This is a genomic window from Longibaculum muris, from assembly GCF_004343035.1.
Classification (GTDB): Bacteria; Bacillota_I; Bacilli_A; order Erysipelotrichales; family Coprobacillaceae; genus Longibaculum; species Longibaculum muris.
Map to the genome: position 1 here is coordinate 1 of NZ_SMCQ01000013.1, position 19,159 is coordinate 19,159.

A 19,159-nucleotide genomic window follows, 5' to 3' on the forward strand; every position below is an offset into this window, starting at 1 on the left:
TATGAGATATATCAAATGCACTTTCACCAAATGCATTATATTTTTTTACCCAGCTACTCACTATATTAGCTGCTGTATTTATTTCTTTGGCTAAAAAGATGGTTGATCCTTCACCCTCTAAATATCTTTTGACAATACTTAATTTTAATTCTTTTGAATATTTATTTTTTCTTCCCAATATAAAAACCTCCCGTATCAGTGTTTAATTATTTACACTGTCTACTGGGAGGTTATCATATCAATTTGTTATAGTTTTTTTATTCAACAATCATTGCATTAGGAATAGGTGCTTTTGGATTATCTTTATTAATATGATCATAAAAGAGTTTACCATCAAAATGATCAAGTTCATGTTGTAAGCAGATAGATAAAAATCCTCTAGCAACAATAGTTACATCTTGATGAGTTAAAACATCATATCCTTTAACTGTGACTTTTGCATGTCGAGGAACATATCCATCAACATCATCATTGACACTTAGACATCCTTCACCATCTTTTAAATAAGATTGTTTTTCTGTATAAGATACGATTTTAGGATTGACTAAGGCATAATCATCAGCTTTTTTTATATTTCCTTCATCATCATATGTAAGAACATGGATAGCACACATTCTTTTTAAAATTCCAAGTTGAACAGCAGCAATTCCAACAGCTGGTCTTAATTGATATTTTTTTGACATTTCTTCATCTTGAGAATTTACTAAAAATTCATGCATATCAAGCAATAATTTTTCATCTTCCTCACTTACTGGCATTTCAACAGGTTTTGAAATTTCACGAATAAGAGGATGATGATCATCAATAATATCTTTCATTAAAATCATTGTATTCACCTCGCGTTCTTCATTCTATCACAAAAATAAAAAATATGCTAGAAATCTAGCATATTTTCATGTGTTTAACAGATTTTTGTACATCCACAGATGATAAGCAATAAAAAGACAACTAATACAATAGCAAACCAAGTACATCCACTACCTGATCCAAATCCACATCCACAAGATGACATGACTGGGAAAGATTGACATCCACACCCACATCCACTACATCCGAATGGATTACAAGGAAATGTTGGCATATAGCTATTGCATCCGCATCCTCCATAATTATAACAAGAGTTCATTGAATTCCCTCCTTTCAATTTAAGGTATTCTTCTTTTACAAAATTGCTAGTGTTTCTACCCAATTCTTATTTTATTTTTTTTAAATATCATGTATAATAGTGAGGACAAGGAAGTGAGAGAAATGTATGATTACCCATTAGACCCTTATTGGAGTACACAAGACATTATTGATGTGATGTCATTATATAATGCAGTTGAAAAAGCTTATGAAGAAGGAATATCTAAAGCAGAGTTTATGGAATGTTATCGTAAATTTACAGCAGTTGTTGATTCAAAGAGTGAACAAAAACAAATTGATGCTGCTTTTGAGAAAGCATCCCATTATTCTATCTATCGTGTTTTTTTAAAGGCTAAAGACAACGATTGGATTGACATGCGATGATTAGTTTATTAAAAAGAATATTTAAAAGCCGGGGTGTTGATAAACTTATTTATGCCTGTGTGGTTATTTTAACAATCTATGGGATTGTTATGATTGGTAGTGCATCGGTTGGACAAACAGCTAAATATGGTCCTACATATGCAACTATGAATATGATTAAGCAAATGATCTTTGTATTGAGTGGTTTTGCTTTTATGATCTTTTTTACCCGTTGTTTTAAAAAAGGGTGGGTTAATTCACCTTCAACTTGGGTAACATATGTCATTGGTTTAGGGCTGATGATTGTCTGTTTGGCGTTTAGAGATGTAAAAGGATCACATGCATGGATTCAGATTGGTTCTTTTACTATTCAACCAGCTGAATTTATGAAGATAATTATGATCTTGTTTTTATCTTTTCATTTTGGTGAAATTGAAGAATATTGCCAGATTCCTAAAAATATTAGTCGTAAAAAGAAAGAAGAATTACAAAAAAGAAAGCTCTGGTATTGTGTTGTTAGACCAATACTTGCGATTATTGTAGTCTTTTTTGTAGGGGTTCTTTTACAAAAGGATTTAGGGAGTGCATTGATTTTAGCATTTATCTGTATGATGTTATTCTTTATTACACCGCGACCTTATTATACAAAATATAAAAAACTATCATTGATCTTATTAGTTATTGCATTTGTTGTTGCGATTTTAGGAATGAACTTTATTTTGAAGCCTCACCAATTAGGAAGAATTACAACTTGGCTTAATCCTTTATTAGATGAAAAAGGGGATGGCTGGCAATTGGTAAATGCTTTGGTCGCTTTTTCTAATGGTGGATTGTTTGGTCAAGGCTTTGGCGCTTCAAGACAAAAGTATGGTTATATTCCTGAATCACATAATGATTTTATTGTTGCAATTATTTATGAAGAATTAGGTTTAGTTGGATTTTTGTTATTTTTAATTCCTTATTGTATCATTATATATAAGATGTTTCATTATGGAATGAAAGTGAAAGAGACTAAGAGTAAATTAATTTTATATGGTGTTGGGCTTTATTTCTTTACTCATTTATTAGTTAATGTGGGTGGAGTTTCAGGATTGATTCCAATGACCGGTGTTCCGTTACTATTGATTTCTTCAGGTGGTTCATCAACATGGGCAGCAATGATTGGTATAGGAATAGCTCAATCAATTATTGCAAAATATAATCGTGATCTTTTAAAAGAACAAATTTCATAGTTTTGCATATTCTAATATAGGTGAGAATATGGAAATAGATGATTTTAAGAGTTTTATTAGAACGATTCCTTCAATTAAGGATGAGGTTGTTAAGGGACGATATACTTGGCAACAATTGTATGAATTTTATGTTCTTTATGGTGAAGATGATAAAATGTGGGAACCCTATAAGAAGTCTCAGGTAGATTTAACAGGTATTTTTGATATTATTAAAAATGTTGATTTAGATGCTCTATCAAAGAGCTTTGAAGGAATTCAGAAAGTTTTAGATTTGGTCAGTGGGTTTGTTGTGAAAGAGGAACCTAAGAATGTAAAGAATAGGCAATGGTATGATGATTGATGAAGATATTAGAATGTATTTAAGATTACATCCCAAATGGTATTTGATTCTTTCACGCTATCCACAAGAATTTCCAACTTTATTAGAAGAATATCGAGTGGAAAATAAACTAACAATGGCTGATCGTATTGAAAAGATAGGAACAATGTTACAGATGTTAGAAGTTTTATTATAGGTGAGAATATGGAAGAAATAATCAATGAACTGATTGATGCTATTTTAAAAGATGAAAAATTTAAGGCTTATCAACAAGCACAAGAGGCATTGTATGATGAAAAAACCTTAGCGTTATTGTCACGTCAAAAAACAATGCAGGAAGATTATTTGAGATTGAAAAACTATCTAGATGAGTCATCTTTAAGTCAGATGAAAGATGAATTAAGAGAAATAAAAAAAGAAGTTTTAGATAATCCTAAAATCAAAGCATACTATCAAACTTATCATGAATTAAATGATTTGTTAGAAGATGTAACAAAAACGGTTTTTCAAGGAATTAGTGAAGATATTACATTGGAAAGATTTCAATTGTGAGGGAAGTTATGAGAGTTATTGCAGGTAAATTTAAAAGTCGTCAATTAAAGAGTGTAGATTCATCTCACACGAGGCCTACAACTGATAAAAATAAAGAGAATTTGTTTAATATGATTGGTCCTTATTTTGATGGTGGAATATGTTTAGATTTGTTTGGTGGTAGTGGAGGACTTGGAATTGAAGCTTTGAGTCGAGGAATGGATGAACTTTATAGTGTTGATAAACAGTACAAGGCTTTTGCAACTATAAGAGAAAATTTTAAATTGTTGAAGATTGAGGATGTTGCTCATGTCTATAAGATGGATTTTAGAAAAGCATTACAACAATTTGCTCAATTGGGATTGAAGTTTGATTTGGTTTTATTAGATCCACCTTATGGTTTAAAGATTAATCAAGGGATTCTTTCGTTTTTAGATGAACATCATATGTTAAATGATGGTTGTCTTGTTGTTGTGGAAGATTTAAATGAAGAAGCATTTGAAATAACTCAACCATTTGTATTAAAAAAGCAACAGTCGTATGGAATTACAACATTACAAATATTAGAATATAAGGAGTAAACGATGATGAAGGCAGTATATGCAGGAACATTTGATCCCGTAACAAGTGGACATTTAGATATTATAGAACGAGCTAGTCGTATGTATGATCATTTATATGTGACTATTTTTGATAATCCAACGAAAAAAACAATGTTTTCTTTAGCTGAAAGATTAGAATTATTACAAGCTGTAACGGCTTCTTTTGAAAATGTTTCAGTTGATTATAGTAGTGCTTTAGCTGTTGAATATGCTAAAGAAGTTGGGGCGAGTGTTTTGGTGAGAGGACTTCGTGCAACAATGGATTTTGAATATGAGTTACAACTTGCTTTTTCTAATCAATATTTAGATGATAGTGTTGATATGGTCTTTTTAATGACAAGACCTAATCATTCTTATATTTCTTCATCATCGGTGAAGGAAATTGCAACTCATCATCATAGTGTTGAGGGACTTGTTCCACCAATTGTGGAAAATGCATTAAAAAAGAAAATCGATGAATAGATAATTGTCAAATCATAAGAGTTTTGGTATGATATTAAAGATAAAGGTATATCTATTCATGAAATATAAATATACCGTTAAGGTATATTTTTTTTGGAAGGAGACAAGCATGAAGAATATTGTAAATTTAGATGATTTAAGTCTTGATGAAATTAATGATTTAATTGATGAAGCATTGGCTTTTAAAAATGGTAAGGTTGTTGATTATCAACAAAAGAAAGTCGTTGCAAATCTGTTTTTTGAGCCATCTACAAGAACTCATTATAGTTTTGATATGGCAGCAGGAAATCTTGGTTGTCGTACACAAAATTTTGAAGCAAGCAATTCAAGCTTAAAAAAAGGTGAAACTTTATATGATACTTGTAAATTATTTGAAAGTATTGGTTGTGATGCATTGGTTATTCGTCATAGCGATGATGACTATTATAAACAATTAACAGCTTTAAATGTACCTATTTTAAATGCTGGTGATGGAAAAGGAAATCATCCTTCACAATCATTATTGGATTTAATGACAATCAAAGAAGAATTTGGTCATTTTGAAGGATTGAAAGTTGTCATTGTGGGGGATATTCTTCATTCAAGAGTTGCTCATTCAAATTATAATGTGATGCAACGTTTAGGAATGAGTGTATACACATCTGGACCATTAGAATATAAACAAGAAGGATATAATTATGTGGATTTTGATGAAGTGATTGAAGATATGGATATTGTGATGTTACTTCGTGTTCAACATGAAAGACATCAAGGTGATGAAAACTTCTCAAAAGAAAAATATCATCAAATTTATGGTTTGTCATTAGAAAGATATAATCGTATGAAAGATACAGCAATTATTATGCATCCGGCACCAATTAATAGGGATGTAGAAATTAAAGATGAATTAGTAGAAAGTGAGAAAAGTCGTATTTTTACGCAAATGAGAAATGGTGTTTTTGTAAGAATGGCGATGATTCATAAGGTGTTAGAAGATGAATAGTTATTTATTAAAGAATGCGCATTTGTATATTAATCATCAATTTGAGAATGTTGATATTCTTATTGAAGATGGGATGATTACAAAAATTGAAAAAAATATAGAAAGTGATGTTCCTACTTATGATTTAAAAGGAAAAATGGTTGCACATAACTTTATTGATATGCATACCCATTTAAGAGAACCTGGGTTTGAACATAAAGAAACAATCTACAGTGGAACAATGAGTGCCTTGTATGGTGGCTATGGAACTGTTGTGGCTATGGCAAATACTTTACCATGTATGGATGATTTAGAGACAATTGCTGATTTTAAAAAGAGAGTTATAAAAGATGGACAAGTGAATACTTATACATATAGTGCAATTACAAAAGATTTAAAAGGTAAAGAACTTGTTGATATGGCACATATTGTTGAAGAAGATATTGTCTTAGGTTTTTCAGATGATGGAAAAGGTGTTCAAAGTGATGAGATGATGGATTTAGCAATGCAGCTTGCAAGTAATATTGATTCTATTATTGTTGCTCATTGTGAAGATGAAAGTGAATTACATGGTGGATGTATTCATGAAGGACACTATGCAAAAGAACATGATTTAATTGGTATTAATAGTGCTTCTGAATACAAACAAGTGGCAAGAGACTTAGAAATAGTCAAACATTATCAAAATCGCTATCATGTTTGTCATATTTCAACAAAGGAAACAGTTGAATTGTTAAGACAAGCAAAAAAAGATGGCTTACCAGTTTCAGGAGAAGCAAGCCCTCATCATTTGATTTTAACAGAGGAAAATATTAAGGATTGTCATCCAAACTATAAGATGAATCCACCACTACGCTCAATTGAAGATCATCAAGCTTTAATTGATGGGTTAAATGATCAAACAATTAAAGTTATTGCGACTGATCATGCACCTCATGCCAGAGAAGAAAAAAATAAACCAATTCAAGATGCGCCGTTTGGCATTATTGGGATTCAACATGCTTTTCCATTATTGTATACATATTTAGTAAAAAAGAATTTGGTGAAATTAGAAACAATTTTAGATGCTTTAACAACTGGTCCTGCCCATGTTTTACGTTTAGAAGGAGATGTAAAATTAGGACAAAAAGCCAATTTATGTATCTTTGATTTAGATAAAGAATTTGTTATTGAAGAAGATGATATCAAATCAAAATCAATCAATACACCTTTTTTAGGAGTCAAATGTTATGGAAAGATTGTTGCCAATATTGTTAATGGAAAAATGACAGAAATGGAGGAAATGTAAATGGCAAATTATCAAGGAATAATGACTATTGTTTCAAAAAGAGAACTTGTTAAAGATGTCTATGAAATGATTTTAGAAGGTGAAGCAGCAAGCTATATTACAACACCTGGTCAATTTATTAACATTAAAATTAATGATTCTTTACAACCTTATTTAAGAAGACCAATGAGTATTTGTGATTATGATAAAAATCATATAACAATTATCTTTAGAGTTGTAGGAGAAGGAACAAAAATCTTAGCACAAAAACAAATCGGAGATCAACTCGATTGTTTAACAGGTCTTGGAAATGGATTTATTGATTTAGATCATCAAAGTGCTGTTGTCATTGGTGGAGGATTAGGAGTTCCACCAATGTATAAACTGGCAAAAGACCTTTTGGCAAAAGGTGTTAAAGTTACAGCAATTTTAGGTTTTAATACGAAAGATGCTGTATTTTATCAAAAAGAATTTGAAGCATTATGTCCAACATATGTTGCGACAATGGATGGAACGCTTGGTGAAAAGGGAACTGTTGTTGATGTTTTAAAAAATCATGATTTTGATATGGATGTGTATTATACATGTGGTCCTGAAAAAATGTTAGATGCTTTAGCGTTGGCTTATCCTGATAATGGATATTTGTCATTTGAAGCACGTATGGGATGTGGATTTGGTGCATGTATGGGATGCTCATGCAAAACCAAAACAAAACCATATAAGAGAATATGTGTAGAAGGACCGGTATTACATTCAAGCGAGGTGATTGTTAATGGCTAATTTACGAGTAAAACTACCAGGTTTAGATATGAAAAATCCAGTGATTCCAGCAAGTGGAACTTTTGGATTTGGTTATGAATTTGCAAAATTTTACGATATTAATGTTTTGGGTTCAATGATGTTAAAAGGAACAACTTTAGAACCACGTTATGGGAATCCTTTACCAAGAATTGCTGAAGGACCAAGTGGCATGTTAAATGCAATTGGTTTGCAAAATCCGGGTTCAGAAGCTGTTTTCCATGAAGAATTGGCAAAATTAAGACCATTATACCAAGATAAAGTGATTGCTAATATTGGTGGAAGTGCCATTGATGATTATGTTCAAACGGCAAAATTACTATCTTCACATGATATGGTAGGGGCATTGGAATTAAATATTTCTTGTCCTAATGTTCACTGTGGTGGAATCCAATTTGGAACAAATCCTGATATGGCTGCTGAAGTTACACGTGCTGTGAAAGCTGTTAGTCAAAAACCTGTTTATGTCAAATTGTCACCAAATGTAACAGATATTGTCGCAATGGCAAAAGCTGTTGAAGCTGCTGGAGCAGATGGAATTACAATGATCAATACAATGATTGGTATGCGTTTTGATATCAAAACGGGAAAACCAATTATTGCTAATAAAACAGGTGGATATAGTGGCCCAGCTATTTTCCCAGTGGCTTTAAGAATGGTTTATCAAGTTTCTCAAGCTGTCAATATTCCTATTATTGGTATGGGTGGAATTTCTAGTGGAAAAGACGCGATTGAAATGATGATTGCAGGAGCAAGTGCAGTTGCAGTTGGCTGCCAAAATCTTGTTGATCCATATGCTTGTCCAAAAATTATTCAAGAAATGAATGATATCTTAGATGAAATGGGAATTGAAGATATCAATGAAATCGTGGGAAAATCACATCAATATTAAGATGCATCAATGAGTGCATCTTTTTTTATTTTAAAAAGGGCAAACGTTAAAAAGTTTGTTATTCTACTAAGTTTGATTTTTTATTTTTAAATATCAATAATATAATTATGATTTCATCATAAGAAAAAATTTTTTATCTTATTAAAATTTGAATTATCCGCTTTTATTTGTGCATACTATTTTGGGTGATGAGATGTCTATATATATTCAACTTTTACTTGCAAGCTTCTTTTGGGGAAGTAATGTTATTGTTATGAAATTACTTTTAAAAGAAATACCTTTTTTATTATTGGCATCAATGAGAGTCTTTTTTTCTTTTATGTTTATTGCTATTTATATGAAATTTAAAAAGTTTGATTTTCATTATGAACATAAAAAGAAGGCATTGTTTATTGGTATTTTAGCTATCTATTTGAATTTCTTTTTTACTTTTTTAGGGATGAATGAAGTGAAAGGAATTGATAATGCTTTTATGAATGCATTATCACCAATGTTAACTTTTCTATTTTCTGTTTTATTATTAAGACAAAGAGGGAGTCTTAAAGAATATATAGCACTTTTTTTAACTGTTTTTGCATTTTTATTATCTATTCGTTTTCGAATTTTTTCTATTAAATTAGGTTTCTGGTATTTATTTTTAGGAATGATTTTATATATGCTAGCTAATGTCATGATTCAAAAATGGCATTTACATAATTCTTTAACTTTGACTTTGTATGAATTGTTATTTGGTTTTTTGTTTTTAGCAATCCATTGTTTATGGAAAGGACAATTTCAATATCAAGCATTGTTAAAGATGCCATTATTTCATTGGATCTTGTTTTTGATTATTTCTGGAATAGGTTTTGCCTTTATTCAAGTAACATATATGCAATCGATTGAAAAGATAGGGGCTTTTCAGACAAGCTTTTTTTTAAGTTTAAATCCTATTGTGACATATGTTGAATCATTAATATTTTTAAATGAAAAATTTGATTGGTTACATTTTATTGGTTTTATCATTTTAGCAATTGCAATCTATTTGATGAAAAACCACAAAGAAAAAGGAACTACTCTTTCTCATAATAATGAATAAGAGCTTGTGTTCCTTTTTCGTTTTCAGCTAATTCTTCATACATTTTTAATACTGTATCTAAAACTTTTAAATGAATATCTTCATCGCTCATTTCTTTTTGAGCTATCTTCATGTCTTTAATAAAATGTTTAATATAAAATCCGGGCTCAAAATTATTCTCAAGAATAGCTTGACCATTATGCTCTAATTGCCAACTGGCAGCTGCACCTTGACTAATACACTTCATCATCATGTCAGTATCAAGACCTACTGCTCGGGCATAATGAATAGCTTCTACTACCCCAGCGATATTTCCAGCAATGACAATTTGATTGGTCATTTTGGTATGTTGTCCTAAACCAGCTTGACCAACATACTGAATAGATTTTCCTAATACCTGTAAGATAGGATTAACTTTATTGAAGCAATCCTGATCACCACCAATCATAATTGATAATGTTCCATTTTTAGCTCCAATGTCACCACCAGAAACTGGGGCATCCAAACTGCTTAGATGTTTTGCTTTTGCATCTTGATAAATTTTTTGAGCAAGAGCAGGTGAAGATGTTGTAAAGTCTATTAATATTGCGTTCTCTTTGGCGTGATTTAAAATACCATCTTCACCATAATAAACAGCTTCAACATCACTTGGATAACCTACCATAGTCATAATAATATCTTTATCATGAATACAATCTTTTATTGTATCTTGCCAATCAATGCCTTCTTCAATTAAATCTACCACTTTATCTTTGGTACGGGTATAAATAGAAACATAGTAGCCAGCTTTTTTTAAGTTCCTAACCATTGATTTTCCCATAACCCCTACACCAATGAATCCTATTTTTTCCATAATGTTCCTCCTTGTTTTCTTATTTTACCACATTTATTTGAGATAGAAAAATCTTTTTATGAGGTATATAATGAAGTTAGGAGATGAGTGAAATGAAAAAAGTATTGATTTTGATTGGCATCATAGCAGTTGGAATATGTCTTTATACTTGTGCAACTTTTAAGTTGAAGGATGATTCTTTAGAAAAAATTGAGACTATTGAGAATCAATGGTCAATGACTTTTCCTAATCATAAGACTTTATTATATCAAAAAGATACTGTAGAAGGATTTCACAGAGATGGAAATCAATATTTTGTCTATTCTTTAGATGAAATTGATTCTCATGATTTTTCAAGTTTTCAAAAACAGCCTTCTCCAACATTAGAAAACCATATAAAATCATTATGGCATGATGATGGTTTAGATGAAACAGTGCAGCCAGATTTTAATGATGATTATACTTATTACATAGTTTCAAAAGATGAATTTAATCATTTATATGTTTTACTTTTTGAAAATCAAAGGAAACTTTATATTATTCATGAAAAAATTTGAGAAATACATAGGAAAATCTTGACATTTCCTCTATTATCCATATAATAACAAGTGCGGCTATCTCTAGGATATAAGAGTCCTCGACCTATACCTTGGATTTGGCTAAGTTAATATATAAGGAGGAAAACACATGTTAACTAAAGAAGAAAAAACTGCTATTATGAAAGAATATGCAAGAGCTGAAGGAGATACAGGTTCTCCAGAAGTACAAATCGCTGTATTAACTGCTGATATCAACAAATTAAATGGACACTTTAAAGTTCATAAAAAAGACTATCATTCAAATAGAGGTCTTTTAAAGAAAATCGGTAGAAGAAGAGATTTATTAAAATATTTAAAAAATAAAGATCTTGACAGATATACAACATTAGTTGACAAATTAGGATTAAGAAGATAAAAGATATTCAAAAAAGAATATCTTTTTTTCTTTATTTTGTTTATAATATATATGGTTTTGTCAAGAAAGGATGTGATTTGTATGTTTTATAGTAATAATGAAGTTCCCGAGCCGTTATCCTGTTTACATACAATAAATATCTTGGAGGGACAAATATGGAAAAGAGAATTGAAGAATTAGAAAATCAAATTAAAGATTTATTGAATGATAAAAAATATCATCAAATAAGAGAGTTATTAGTAGATTTAAATGAAGCAGATATTGCTGAAATTATTGAAACCATTGATAATAAAGAAGATGTTGTACGTATTTTTAGGTTATTGCCTAAAGATAGTGCAGCGGATGTTTTTTCTTATATCCCAGTTGAATATGAACAAATGATTATTGAGTCATTAACCAATCGTGAAATTGGTCAAATTATGAATGATCTTTATTCTGATGATGCGGTTGATATGTTAGAAGAAATGCCAGCAAATGTCGTTAAAAAAGTATTGGCGGCAACAGATAAAGAAACTCGTAGAGATATTAACAGTTTATTGAAATACCCAGAAGATTCTGCGGGAAGTATTATGACGGTTGAGTATGTTGATTTACGTGCTTATATGAGTGTATCTGATGCGATTGATCGTATTCGTCAAACGGGTGTTGATAAAGAAACAATCAATACTTGTTATGTGACAGATGCGCAAAAGCATCTGTTAGGGATTGTAACTTTAAGAGAAATCATTTTAGCAAAAACTGATGAGAATATTAAAGACTTAATGACTGAAAATGTTATTACTTTTCATACTTTAGATGATCAAGAAGAAGTTGCTAAACAATTCCAAAAATATGATTTTGGAGCGATGCCTGTTGTTGATAATGAAAATCGTTTGGTTGGAATTATTACGGTTGATGATGTTATGGATATCTTAGAAGAAGAAGCAACTGAAGATATCGAAATGATGGCAGCCATTACTCCAACGGATCAACCTTACATGAAAACAAGTGTTTTTGATACATATAAAAAACGTATTCCTTGGTTATTGTTGTTGATGATTTCAGCATCAATTACTGGAAAAATTATTCAAGGTTTTGAAACTGCCTTATCGACATATGTAATTTTAACTGCTTTTATTCCAATGTTGATGGATACGGGTGGAAATTGTGGTTCACAAGCTTCAGTTTCGGTTATTCGTGCTTTGTCATTGGATGAAGTGGAATTTAAAGAATTACCACTTGTTGTATGGAAAGAAATGAAAGTATCTATTTTAGTTGGTGCCACTTTAGCAATTGCTAATTTTGCTAAAATCATGTTGATTGATCAAACATCAATGCTGGTTGCTTTTGTTGTTTGTATGACTTTGTTTGTAACTGTCGTTGTAGCAAAATTTGTTGGTTGTACTTTACCGATTTTAGCTGATAAAATTGGTTTTGATCCTGCAGTTATGGCAAGTCCATTTATTACTACTATTGTTGATGCTTTATCATTACTTGTTTATTTTAATGTGGCAGGAGCATTTTTAGGGATTTAGAAAAGAGGAAAACAATGAATATCCGTTATGCAATAAAAAAAGATTATTTAGGTGTTGAAAATATTATGCAGCAAGTCCAAACAATGCATGTCTTCTGGAGTCCTGATATTTATCAAAAGGTAGATATAGCTATGCCTAAAGAAACATTTGAGATACTTGTTTTTCAAAAACAATTAATAGTAGCTGAAGATGAGAATCATCAAATATTGGGTATTGTTTCTTTTGAAGAAAAACAAAAGCAAGCTATACATCTTGTGAAAAGAAATATTATTTATATCCATGTCATAGCTATTGATGAAAAATATCGTGGTCAGGGAATTGGTCGTCAATTGCTTGATTTTATGAAAAAGATGGCTAAAGATAAACATTATGATGGGTTGGAGTTATCGGTGAATGTACACAATCAAAAAGCAAAATCAATGTATGAAAATTATGGATTTGAAGAAAAATCAATTCATATGAATTTAAAGTTATAATGTTTATGAAGGGAGATTGTGATGCTTGATTCAATATATTTATCATGGTTAGGAATTATTTATCTTATTATGCTTTTTATTCCTAATTTCTTTTGGACAAAGCATCAACCTCTTGGTTATGATGCAAAGTCAGAGAATTTGATTTTATTAATCCTAGAAAGAATAGGTCAAGGATTGGTGACTTGTTTTGCCATAATAAGTTTTCAAAAAATAATTTGGCAATGGGATATTTTATTGATAATTGCAACAATAGCTATGTTTTTGTATGAAGGTTATTGGATACGTTATTTTCGTAGTGATTGTACTTTGCAAGATTTTTATACTTCGTTTTTAAAGATTCCTTTAGCTGGAGCAACTTTACCAGTTTTAGCTTTTTTGTGTTTAGGAATCTATGAAAGACATATCTTGCTTGTTATTTCTACAATTATTTTAGGAATCGGACATATAGGAATACATTATGAACATTTTCGAAAGATAAATGCTTGATTTCGAAGATGTTTTTTTGTTTTTTTCATGATTTTAGGAATATATCAAAAATAAATAGTTTGTTATTGGGATAAATTATGCTATAATAACAAAGATAATAAATGAGGTGGAAATATAATATGTCAAAACAAGTGTTTAGCTTAGAATTTTATGGAAAGACATTAACTGTTGAAACAGGTGAACTTGCCAAACAAGCCAATGGCTCAGTATTGGTTAGATATGATGATACAGTTATTTTGTCAACAGCAGTTGCTGGGAAAGAACCAAAAGATGTGGACTTTTTCCCATTAACAGTTACATATGAAGAAAAATTATATTCTGTAGGAAAAATTCCTGGAGGATTCTTAAAAAGAGAAGGGCGTCCTAGCGAACATGGAACATTAACGGCTCGTATGATTGACCGTCCAATTCGTCCATTGTTTGCTGATGGATTTAGAAATGAAGTGCAAGTGGTGAATACTGTTTTATCAGTAGATCAAGAAGCATCACCAGAAATGGCAGCAATGTTTGGTGCATCTCTTGCGTTATGTTTATCTGATATTCCTTTTAATGGACCAATTGCTGGTGTCAATGTTGGATTAATTGATGGTGAATTTACAATCAATGCTGGTCCAGAAGATATGGAAAGAAGCTTAATTAATCTTGAAGTTGCTGGAACAAAAGAAGCAATTAACATGGTTGAAGCTGATGCTAAAGAAGTTGATGAAGAAACAATGTTGAATGCTTTAATGTTTGGTCATGAAAAGATTAAAGAATTAATTGCTTTCCAAGAAAAAATTGTTGAAGCATGTGGTAAGGAAAAAATTGAAATTCCTTTATTTGAATTAGATCCTGCAATTGTAGAAGAAGTAGAAGTTTTAGCAAAAGAAAAAATGATTGCGGCTGTTTCTATTCCTGGAAAATTAGAAAGATATGGCGCTATTGATGATATCAATGCTGAAGTTGTTGCGCTTTTTGAAGAAAGAGATTATGCAGATTTAAAAGAACATGATTCAGTCATTAAACAAGTGAAGATTGTTTTACATGACTTAGAAAAAGATGAAGTCAGAAGATTAATTACTGAAGATAAGATTAGACCAGATGGAAGAAAAATTGATGAAGTGCGTCCATTAAATGCACAAGTTGATTTATTACCAAGAGTTCATGGTTCAGCTTTATTTACCCGTGGTGAAACACAAGTTTTATCAGTGTGTACATTAGGAGCTTTAGGTGAACATCAAAAAATTGATGGTTTAGGTTTAGAAGATCAAAAACGTTTTATGCATCACTATAACTTCCCACCATATTCAGTTGGTGAAACAGGAAGAATGGGTGCGCCAGGACGTCGTGAAATTGGACATGGGGCCTTAGGAGAAAGAGCTTTGGCTCAAGTAATTCCTAGTGAAGATGAATTCCCATATACAATTCGTGTTGTTTCTGAAGTTTTAGAATCTAATGGTTCTTCTTCACAAGCTTCTATCTGTGCATCATCAATGGCTTTAATGAGTGCCGGTGTTCCTATTAGCAATCCAGTTAGTGGTGTGGCTATGGGATTAGTAAAAAAAGGTGACGATTATACAATTTTAACTGATATCCAAGGGATGGAAGATCATTTAGGTGATATGGACTTTAAAGTTGCAGGTACAAAAAATGGTATTTGTGCTTTACAAATGGATATTAAAATTGATGGTATCACAAAAGAAATTTTACAAGAAGCTTTAGCACAAGCTAAAATTGGTAGACAACAAATTATGGATTGTATGTTAGGGGCTATTCAAGAACCTAGAAAAGAATTAAGTCCATATGCTCCAAAAGTCTTTATGATGAGAATTAATCCTGATCAAATTAAAGATGTTATTGGACCAGGTGGTAAAAATATTAATGAAATTATTGAAAAATCTAATGATGTCAAGATTGATATTGAACAAGATGGTCGTGTGACAATTTATCACTTTGATCAAGATGCTATTAATACTGCAGCTAAATTAATCGAAAATATCGTGAAAAAAGCTGAAGTTGGTGAAATCTATGATGGTAAAGTTGTTCGTGTTGAAGATAAATTTGCCTTTGTTGAATTATTCGAAGGAACAAATGGATTCTTACATGTAGGTGATGTTGCTCATGAAAGAATCAATAAAGTATCTGATGTCTTAAAACTAGGAGATACTGTTAAAGTTAAAGTTACAAAAATCACAGATAAAGGTGTTAATGTTTCAAGAAAGGCTTTATTGCCAAAACCAGTTCAACCAAAGGAAGAAAAAACAAGTGAATAAAATTATCTTGGCTTCGACTTCGCCAAGACGAAAAGAATTATTAGAAAGTACGGGCATCGATTTTATAATCGATGCTTCTTCTATAGAAGAAGTCATGGATGAAACATTACCTTTATCATTAAGATTACAAAAACTAGCAACTGATAAAGCTTATCCAATTCATCAAAAATATCCTCATGATATTGTTATTGGTGCGGATACAATTGTTTATTTAGATGATGAAATCATCGGAAAAGCCCGTGATGAAGCACATGCTCGTGAGATTTTAATGAAACTTAATCATCGTAAACATAGTGTTTATAGTGCTGTGGCTATCTATTTTGGTGAAGAACTTGTGACATTTGTAGAAAAAACAGATGTTTATTTTAAAGATATAACAAATATGATTGATGATTATCTTGCTTCAAAGGAATGGATGGGTAAAGCGGGAGCTTATGGAATTCAAGGACGTGCTGATTGTTTTGTTGATCATGTTGATGGTGATAAAAACAATGTTATTGGATTACCTCTTTCAAAAGTTATGGAAGTCTTAAAACAACATATTTCATTTGAGAATCTCACTTTATAGTGAGATTTTTTTGGTGATATATGAGTAAACTGCAATGATAAGTGATAGATTCATTTTTTGTTGATGAATCGAAGATAATTTTTAAAAATAAGATAAAGAGGGTAAGATATTAAGAAAAAATGGTGGTTTTATATTTTTAGATATCTTGTGTTTTTTTATAAAAATATGTAAACGGATTCATTTTTATGTTGTAGTCTTATTGAAATTTTATTATAATAAGTGAGAAGGAAAAATGGAGGATGAAAATATGGAAAAGAAAGTTAAGAGGATTGCATTGCTTTCTGGAGGTGGAGATTGTCCAGGATTGAATGCGGTAATTAGAACTATTACAAAAACTGCTATTCGTAAATATGGTTGGGAAGTTATTGGATATGTTTATGGATACCGTGGTTTATACAATAATAACTATATTGAATTGACTGAAGAAAAAGTAGAAGATATTTATAAAGAAGGAGGAACTATTTTATATAGTTCTAATAAAGATAACCTTTTTGATTATTTAGTTGATGATGGAAAAGGTGGTAAAGTAAAGAAAGATGTCAGTGATGTTGGAGTTGAAAACTTAAAGAAAGCTGGCGTTGATGTTTTGGTTGTTTTAGGTGGAGATGGTACATTAACAAGTGCAAGAGATTTCTCTAGAAAAGGAGTTAATGTCATCGGGGTGCCTAAAACAATGGACAACGATTTAACAAGTACAGATTTAACTTATGGATTTATTAGTGCTATGAGTGTTGGAACTGATTTTATTGATCGTTTACAAACAACAGCAAAATCTCATCATCGTGTTATCTGCTGTGAATTGATGGGGAGAGATGCTGGATGGATTGCTTTATATTCAGGACTTGCTGGGAATGCTGGTGTTTGCTTAATCCCAGAAATTCCTTTCACAATTGAAAACATTGCAAAACATGTTGCTAAACGTGATGCGGAAGGATTGCCTTATACTGTTATTGCTGTAGCAGAAGGAGCTAAATATGCTGATGGAACAAAAGTTATTGGTAAAATTGTTGAAGATTCACCAGATCCAGTTCGTTATAGTGGTTTAGCTGCTAAAGTTGCTGATGATTTAGAAAAAGTGATTCCAAATCATGAAGTGCGTGCTGTTAATCCAGGACATATTATTCGTGGTGGAGATATTACAGCATATGATCGTATCTTATCAATTCGTTTTGGAGTGAAAGCTTGTGAATTAATTGATGAAGGTTTATTTGGTAATGTTGTTACCCTTCATGGTGAAGATATGGATTATACTTCTTTAGAAGAAGTTATTGGTGATGCAAAATTCGGTAAACAAAAACGTGTTGATCCTAATGGTGAATTGGTACGTGCTGCTAAAGCTATTGGTGTTTGCTTCGGAGATGAATAAGATGAAAAAAGTCATGAAAATGGCTTTTTTATTTGCTTATATTTTTTTTCTTTGATAGAATGAGGATTGCTAGTTAAAGGAGGACGAAGAATGATTGATGAATTAATACAAAGTGGTGAATATAATCAGGCACTTTCTTTATTGAATGATATGAACGATGAAAATACCCGTTATTTAAGATTGGTTTGTTTAGTTGGTCTACAAGAATATCAACAAGCTAAATTAGAAGGTGCGCTAGCCAAAGCGAAAGCTGAAGAAACATATTATGATGTTGTTTCGATGTATGTTACAACACTTAAAGAATTGGGTGAATTTGAAGAAGCAATTAATATTTTAATTGAGGAATTATCAATGCCTTACATTCCTTATCAATATGAGATGCTTTTTAATACGGCATATGATGAAATTCTATTAGAAAAACAAGAAGCTCATTATGAACTTGAATCTAAGAATCAAATCTTTTCAATTGAAGAAATTGAACAAGTTTTAAAGAAAAAAGATTGTAATGAAGATTTGTTATATATGGTTTTAGATCAACTACAACAATTAAATGTACGTATGATCATTCCAACAATTAAAGACTATTTATTGGATAGTCGTCGTCATTTCTTTGCCAAAACTTTATTAATAGAAATTATGATTGATCAACAAGTTGATGAAGATATGGAAGTAGAGAAGTTTGGTGCGTATTATCATATTAATCCAAGTTATATGCCACTTGTTTTAGCTCAAGATGCTTACCAAGGAATTGGACAGTATTTAGAAAATGCACTTGAAAATGATAATCCAACCATGTTTGAACAATGTATGGATTATCTAGAATATTTTCTTTATGCTTATTATCCTAAAGAAATATATGATGATAAGTATAATGTTGTAGCAGCTTCAATTCATTATTATGTTGCGACTTTACAATCTTATGATATAGATATGTCTGATTTAGAAGTGACATATTATTGTGATGAATCACAAATTCAAGGGGTTGTTCTTTTGTTAAAACAGATTGAAGTCTAGTAAAACATAGGGAAAGTATTGATAAATAAAGGATATTATGGTATATTTATTAAGCTATTTATCTATTAGAATAGAAATGGATTGCCAAAAA

The 19,159-nt window shown here is 30.9% G+C and carries 25 protein-coding genes; 21 read left to right on the forward strand and 4 right to left on the reverse strand.

Annotation, left to right across the window (positions count from 1 at the left end; translation table 11 throughout):
• The 3 genes from EDD60_RS16735 to EDD60_RS09310 all read right to left on the reverse strand — a co-directional run.
• Nucleotides 1–178, reverse strand: a 178-nt coding sequence (locus EDD60_RS16735) for a transposase (RefSeq protein WP_165973142.1), incomplete at its 3' end; no start/stop codon positions are given.
• Nucleotides 179–257: 79 nt separating this feature from the next.
• Complete coding sequence (gene def / locus EDD60_RS09305) at nucleotides 258–827, reverse strand: peptide deformylase (protein WP_066445623.1); 570 nt, start codon at nucleotides 825–827, stop codon at nucleotides 258–260.
• 74 nt (nucleotides 828–901) lie between these two features.
• Nucleotides 902–1,126: a hypothetical protein gene (locus EDD60_RS09310; RefSeq protein WP_066445626.1), complete on the reverse strand. Its 225-nt coding sequence runs from the start codon at nucleotides 1,124–1,126 to the stop codon at nucleotides 902–904.
• Nucleotides 1,127–1,248: 122 nt separating this feature from the next.
• Between EDD60_RS09310 and EDD60_RS09315 the strand changes: the two genes are divergently transcribed.
• The 12 genes from EDD60_RS09315 (at nucleotide 1,249) to EDD60_RS09370 (ending at nucleotide 9,627) form a co-directional block, all read left to right on the forward strand.
• Nucleotides 1,249–1,509 carry a UPF0223 family protein gene (locus EDD60_RS09315; protein WP_066445630.1) on the forward strand — a complete coding sequence of 87 codons (261 nt, stop codon included), beginning with the start codon at nucleotides 1,249–1,251 and terminating at the stop codon, nucleotides 1,507–1,509.
• The gene (locus EDD60_RS09320) at nucleotides 1,506–2,720 is read left to right on the forward strand and encodes an FtsW/RodA/SpoVE family cell cycle protein (protein ID WP_066445632.1); all 1,215 of its coding nucleotides are present in this window, start codon (nucleotides 1,506–1,508) and stop codon (nucleotides 2,718–2,720) included. Before EDD60_RS09315 ends, EDD60_RS09320 begins: the two co-directional genes overlap by 4 nt.
• 28 nt (nucleotides 2,721–2,748) lie before the next feature.
• Nucleotides 2,749–3,060 (forward strand): spore coat protein YlbD, encoded by a 312-nt coding sequence (ylbD, locus tag EDD60_RS09325; protein WP_195598703.1) that lies wholly within the window; start codon nucleotides 2,749–2,751, stop codon nucleotides 3,058–3,060.
• Entirely contained in the window at nucleotides 3,050–3,235 is a 186-nt protein-coding gene (locus tag EDD60_RS09330) for a YlbE-like family protein (RefSeq protein ID WP_066445635.1), read from the forward strand. The genes ylbD and EDD60_RS09330 overlap by 11 nt, the downstream gene beginning before the upstream one ends.
• 8 nt (nucleotides 3,236–3,243) lie before the next feature.
• Nucleotides 3,244–3,591: a YlbF family regulator gene (locus EDD60_RS09335; protein ID WP_066445637.1), complete on the forward strand. Its 348-nt coding sequence runs from the start codon at nucleotides 3,244–3,246 to the stop codon at nucleotides 3,589–3,591.
• An 8-nt stretch (nucleotides 3,592–3,599) separates the two neighbouring features.
• Nucleotides 3,600–4,151 (forward strand): 16S rRNA (guanine(966)-N(2))-methyltransferase RsmD, encoded by a 552-nt coding sequence (gene rsmD / locus EDD60_RS09340; RefSeq protein WP_066445639.1) that lies wholly within the window; start codon nucleotides 3,600–3,602, stop codon nucleotides 4,149–4,151.
• 3 nt (nucleotides 4,152–4,154) lie between these two features.
• Entirely contained in the window at nucleotides 4,155–4,634 is a 480-nt protein-coding gene (gene coaD / locus EDD60_RS09345) for a pantetheine-phosphate adenylyltransferase (protein ID WP_066445641.1), read from the forward strand.
• Nucleotides 4,635–4,743: 109 nt separating this feature from the next.
• On the forward strand, nucleotides 4,744–5,616 hold the full coding sequence (locus EDD60_RS09350; protein ID WP_066445642.1) for an aspartate carbamoyltransferase catalytic subunit: 873 nt from the start codon (nucleotides 4,744–4,746) through the stop codon (nucleotides 5,614–5,616).
• Nucleotides 5,609–6,883, forward strand: coding sequence for a dihydroorotase (locus EDD60_RS09355; protein ID WP_066445643.1), 1,275 nt, complete (start codon nucleotides 5,609–5,611; stop codon nucleotides 6,881–6,883). Before EDD60_RS09350 ends, EDD60_RS09355 begins: the two co-directional genes overlap by 8 nt.
• Nucleotides 6,884–7,642, forward strand: a complete 759-nt coding sequence (locus tag EDD60_RS09360; protein ID WP_066445645.1) for a dihydroorotate dehydrogenase electron transfer subunit — start codon at nucleotides 6,884–6,886, stop codon at nucleotides 7,640–7,642. It abuts the gene before it with no gap.
• Entirely contained in the window at nucleotides 7,635–8,552 is a 918-nt protein-coding gene (locus EDD60_RS09365) for a dihydroorotate dehydrogenase (RefSeq protein WP_066445647.1), read from the forward strand. Before EDD60_RS09360 ends, EDD60_RS09365 begins: the two co-directional genes overlap by 8 nt.
• 193 nt (nucleotides 8,553–8,745) lie before the next feature.
• Nucleotides 8,746–9,627 (forward strand): DMT family transporter, encoded by an 882-nt coding sequence (locus EDD60_RS09370; RefSeq protein WP_066445649.1) that lies wholly within the window; start codon nucleotides 8,746–8,748, stop codon nucleotides 9,625–9,627.
• Here EDD60_RS09370 and EDD60_RS09375 read toward each other — a convergent pair.
• Nucleotides 9,602–10,459 (reverse strand): NAD(P)-dependent oxidoreductase, encoded by an 858-nt coding sequence (locus EDD60_RS09375; protein WP_066445651.1) that lies wholly within the window; start codon nucleotides 10,457–10,459, stop codon nucleotides 9,602–9,604. The two genes, EDD60_RS09370 and EDD60_RS09375, sit on opposite strands and share 26 nt — an antisense overlap.
• Before the next feature lie 92 nt (nucleotides 10,460–10,551).
• Here EDD60_RS09375 and EDD60_RS09380 point away from each other — a divergent pair, with 92 nt between their 5' ends.
• The 9 genes from EDD60_RS09380 (at nucleotide 10,552) to EDD60_RS09420 (ending at nucleotide 19,068) form a co-directional block, all read left to right on the forward strand.
• A complete protein-coding gene (locus tag EDD60_RS09380; protein WP_066445659.1) occupies nucleotides 10,552–10,995 on the forward strand; it encodes a hypothetical protein in 444 nt (147 codons plus the stop codon).
• A gap of 130 nt (nucleotides 10,996–11,125) precedes the next feature.
• Entirely contained in the window at nucleotides 11,126–11,392 is a 267-nt protein-coding gene (rpsO, locus tag EDD60_RS09385) for a 30S ribosomal protein S15 (protein ID WP_066443409.1), read from the forward strand.
• A gap of 155 nt (nucleotides 11,393–11,547) precedes the next feature.
• Nucleotides 11,548–12,906: a magnesium transporter gene (gene mgtE, locus EDD60_RS09390; protein WP_066443407.1), complete on the forward strand. Its 1,359-nt coding sequence runs from the start codon at nucleotides 11,548–11,550 to the stop codon at nucleotides 12,904–12,906.
• Between the two features lie 14 nt (nucleotides 12,907–12,920).
• A complete protein-coding gene (locus tag EDD60_RS09395) occupies nucleotides 12,921–13,382 on the forward strand; it encodes a GNAT family N-acetyltransferase (protein WP_132226384.1) in 462 nt (153 codons plus the stop codon).
• Nucleotides 13,383–13,403: 21 nt separating this feature from the next.
• A complete protein-coding gene (locus EDD60_RS09400) occupies nucleotides 13,404–13,868 on the forward strand; it encodes a hypothetical protein (RefSeq protein WP_066443402.1) in 465 nt (154 codons plus the stop codon).
• Between the two features lie 119 nt (nucleotides 13,869–13,987).
• Nucleotides 13,988–16,120 carry a polyribonucleotide nucleotidyltransferase gene (pnp, locus tag EDD60_RS09405; RefSeq protein WP_066443398.1) on the forward strand — a complete coding sequence of 711 codons (2,133 nt, stop codon included), beginning with the start codon at nucleotides 13,988–13,990 and terminating at the stop codon, nucleotides 16,118–16,120.
• Nucleotides 16,113–16,688 (forward strand): Maf family protein, encoded by a 576-nt coding sequence (locus EDD60_RS09410; RefSeq protein ID WP_066443395.1) that lies wholly within the window; start codon nucleotides 16,113–16,115, stop codon nucleotides 16,686–16,688. The genes pnp and EDD60_RS09410 overlap by 8 nt, the downstream gene beginning before the upstream one ends.
• 247 nt (nucleotides 16,689–16,935) lie before the next feature.
• Nucleotides 16,936–18,054 (forward strand): 6-phosphofructokinase, encoded by a 1,119-nt coding sequence (locus EDD60_RS09415; RefSeq protein WP_066443392.1) that lies wholly within the window; start codon nucleotides 16,936–16,938, stop codon nucleotides 18,052–18,054.
• 90 nt (nucleotides 18,055–18,144) lie between these two features.
• A complete protein-coding gene (locus tag EDD60_RS09420) occupies nucleotides 18,145–19,068 on the forward strand; it encodes a hypothetical protein (RefSeq protein ID WP_066443389.1) in 924 nt (307 codons plus the stop codon).
• Nucleotides 19,069–19,159 lie beyond the last annotated feature (91 nt).

What these genes read in the sequence shown, in the direction of transcription:
- EDD60_RS09415 (WP_066443392.1), top strand. Translation starts at nt 16,936, where the DNA reads ATGGAAAAGAAAGTTAAGAGGATTGCATTGCTTTCTGGAGGTGGAGAT.
- rsmD (WP_066445639.1), top strand. Translation starts at nt 3,600, where the DNA reads ATGAGAGTTATTGCAGGTAAATTTAAAAGTCGTCAATTAAAGAGTGTA.
- EDD60_RS09355 (WP_066445643.1), top strand. Translation starts at nt 5,609, where the DNA reads ATGAATAGTTATTTATTAAAGAATGCGCATTTGTATATTAATCATCAA.
- EDD60_RS09315 (WP_066445630.1), top strand. Translation starts at nt 1,249, where the DNA reads ATGTATGATTACCCATTAGACCCTTATTGGAGTACACAAGACATTATT.
- def (WP_066445623.1), bottom strand. Translation starts at nt 827, where the DNA reads ATGATTTTAATGAAAGATATTATTGATGATCATCATCCTCTTATTCGT.
- mgtE (WP_066443407.1), top strand. Translation starts at nt 11,548, where the DNA reads ATGGAAAAGAGAATTGAAGAATTAGAAAATCAAATTAAAGATTTATTG.
- EDD60_RS09400 (WP_066443402.1), top strand. Translation starts at nt 13,404, where the DNA reads ATGCTTGATTCAATATATTTATCATGGTTAGGAATTATTTATCTTATT.
- EDD60_RS09365 (WP_066445647.1), top strand. Translation starts at nt 7,635, where the DNA reads ATGGCTAATTTACGAGTAAAACTACCAGGTTTAGATATGAAAAATCCA.
- coaD (WP_066445641.1), top strand. Translation starts at nt 4,155, where the DNA reads ATGATGAAGGCAGTATATGCAGGAACATTTGATCCCGTAACAAGTGGA.
- EDD60_RS09370 (WP_066445649.1), top strand. Translation starts at nt 8,746, where the DNA reads ATGTCTATATATATTCAACTTTTACTTGCAAGCTTCTTTTGGGGAAGT.
- ylbD (WP_195598703.1), top strand. Translation starts at nt 2,749, where the DNA reads ATGGAAATAGATGATTTTAAGAGTTTTATTAGAACGATTCCTTCAATT.
- rpsO (WP_066443409.1), top strand. Translation starts at nt 11,126, where the DNA reads ATGTTAACTAAAGAAGAAAAAACTGCTATTATGAAAGAATATGCAAGA.
- EDD60_RS09330 (WP_066445635.1), top strand. Translation starts at nt 3,050, where the DNA reads ATGATGATTGATGAAGATATTAGAATGTATTTAAGATTACATCCCAAA.
- pnp (WP_066443398.1), top strand. Translation starts at nt 13,988, where the DNA reads ATGTCAAAACAAGTGTTTAGCTTAGAATTTTATGGAAAGACATTAACT.
- EDD60_RS09375 (WP_066445651.1), bottom strand. Translation starts at nt 10,459, where the DNA reads ATGGAAAAAATAGGATTCATTGGTGTAGGGGTTATGGGAAAATCAATG.
- EDD60_RS09360 (WP_066445645.1), top strand. Translation starts at nt 6,884, where the DNA reads ATGGCAAATTATCAAGGAATAATGACTATTGTTTCAAAAAGAGAACTT.
- EDD60_RS09395 (WP_132226384.1), top strand. Translation starts at nt 12,921, where the DNA reads ATGAATATCCGTTATGCAATAAAAAAAGATTATTTAGGTGTTGAAAAT.
- EDD60_RS09310 (WP_066445626.1), bottom strand. Translation starts at nt 1,126, where the DNA reads ATGAACTCTTGTTATAATTATGGAGGATGCGGATGCAATAGCTATATG.
- EDD60_RS09350 (WP_066445642.1), top strand. Translation starts at nt 4,744, where the DNA reads ATGAAGAATATTGTAAATTTAGATGATTTAAGTCTTGATGAAATTAAT.
- EDD60_RS09420 (WP_066443389.1), top strand. Translation starts at nt 18,145, where the DNA reads ATGATTGATGAATTAATACAAAGTGGTGAATATAATCAGGCACTTTCT.
- EDD60_RS09335 (WP_066445637.1), top strand. Translation starts at nt 3,244, where the DNA reads ATGGAAGAAATAATCAATGAACTGATTGATGCTATTTTAAAAGATGAA.
- EDD60_RS09320 (WP_066445632.1), top strand. Translation starts at nt 1,506, where the DNA reads ATGATTAGTTTATTAAAAAGAATATTTAAAAGCCGGGGTGTTGATAAA.
- EDD60_RS09380 (WP_066445659.1), top strand. Translation starts at nt 10,552, where the DNA reads ATGAAAAAAGTATTGATTTTGATTGGCATCATAGCAGTTGGAATATGT.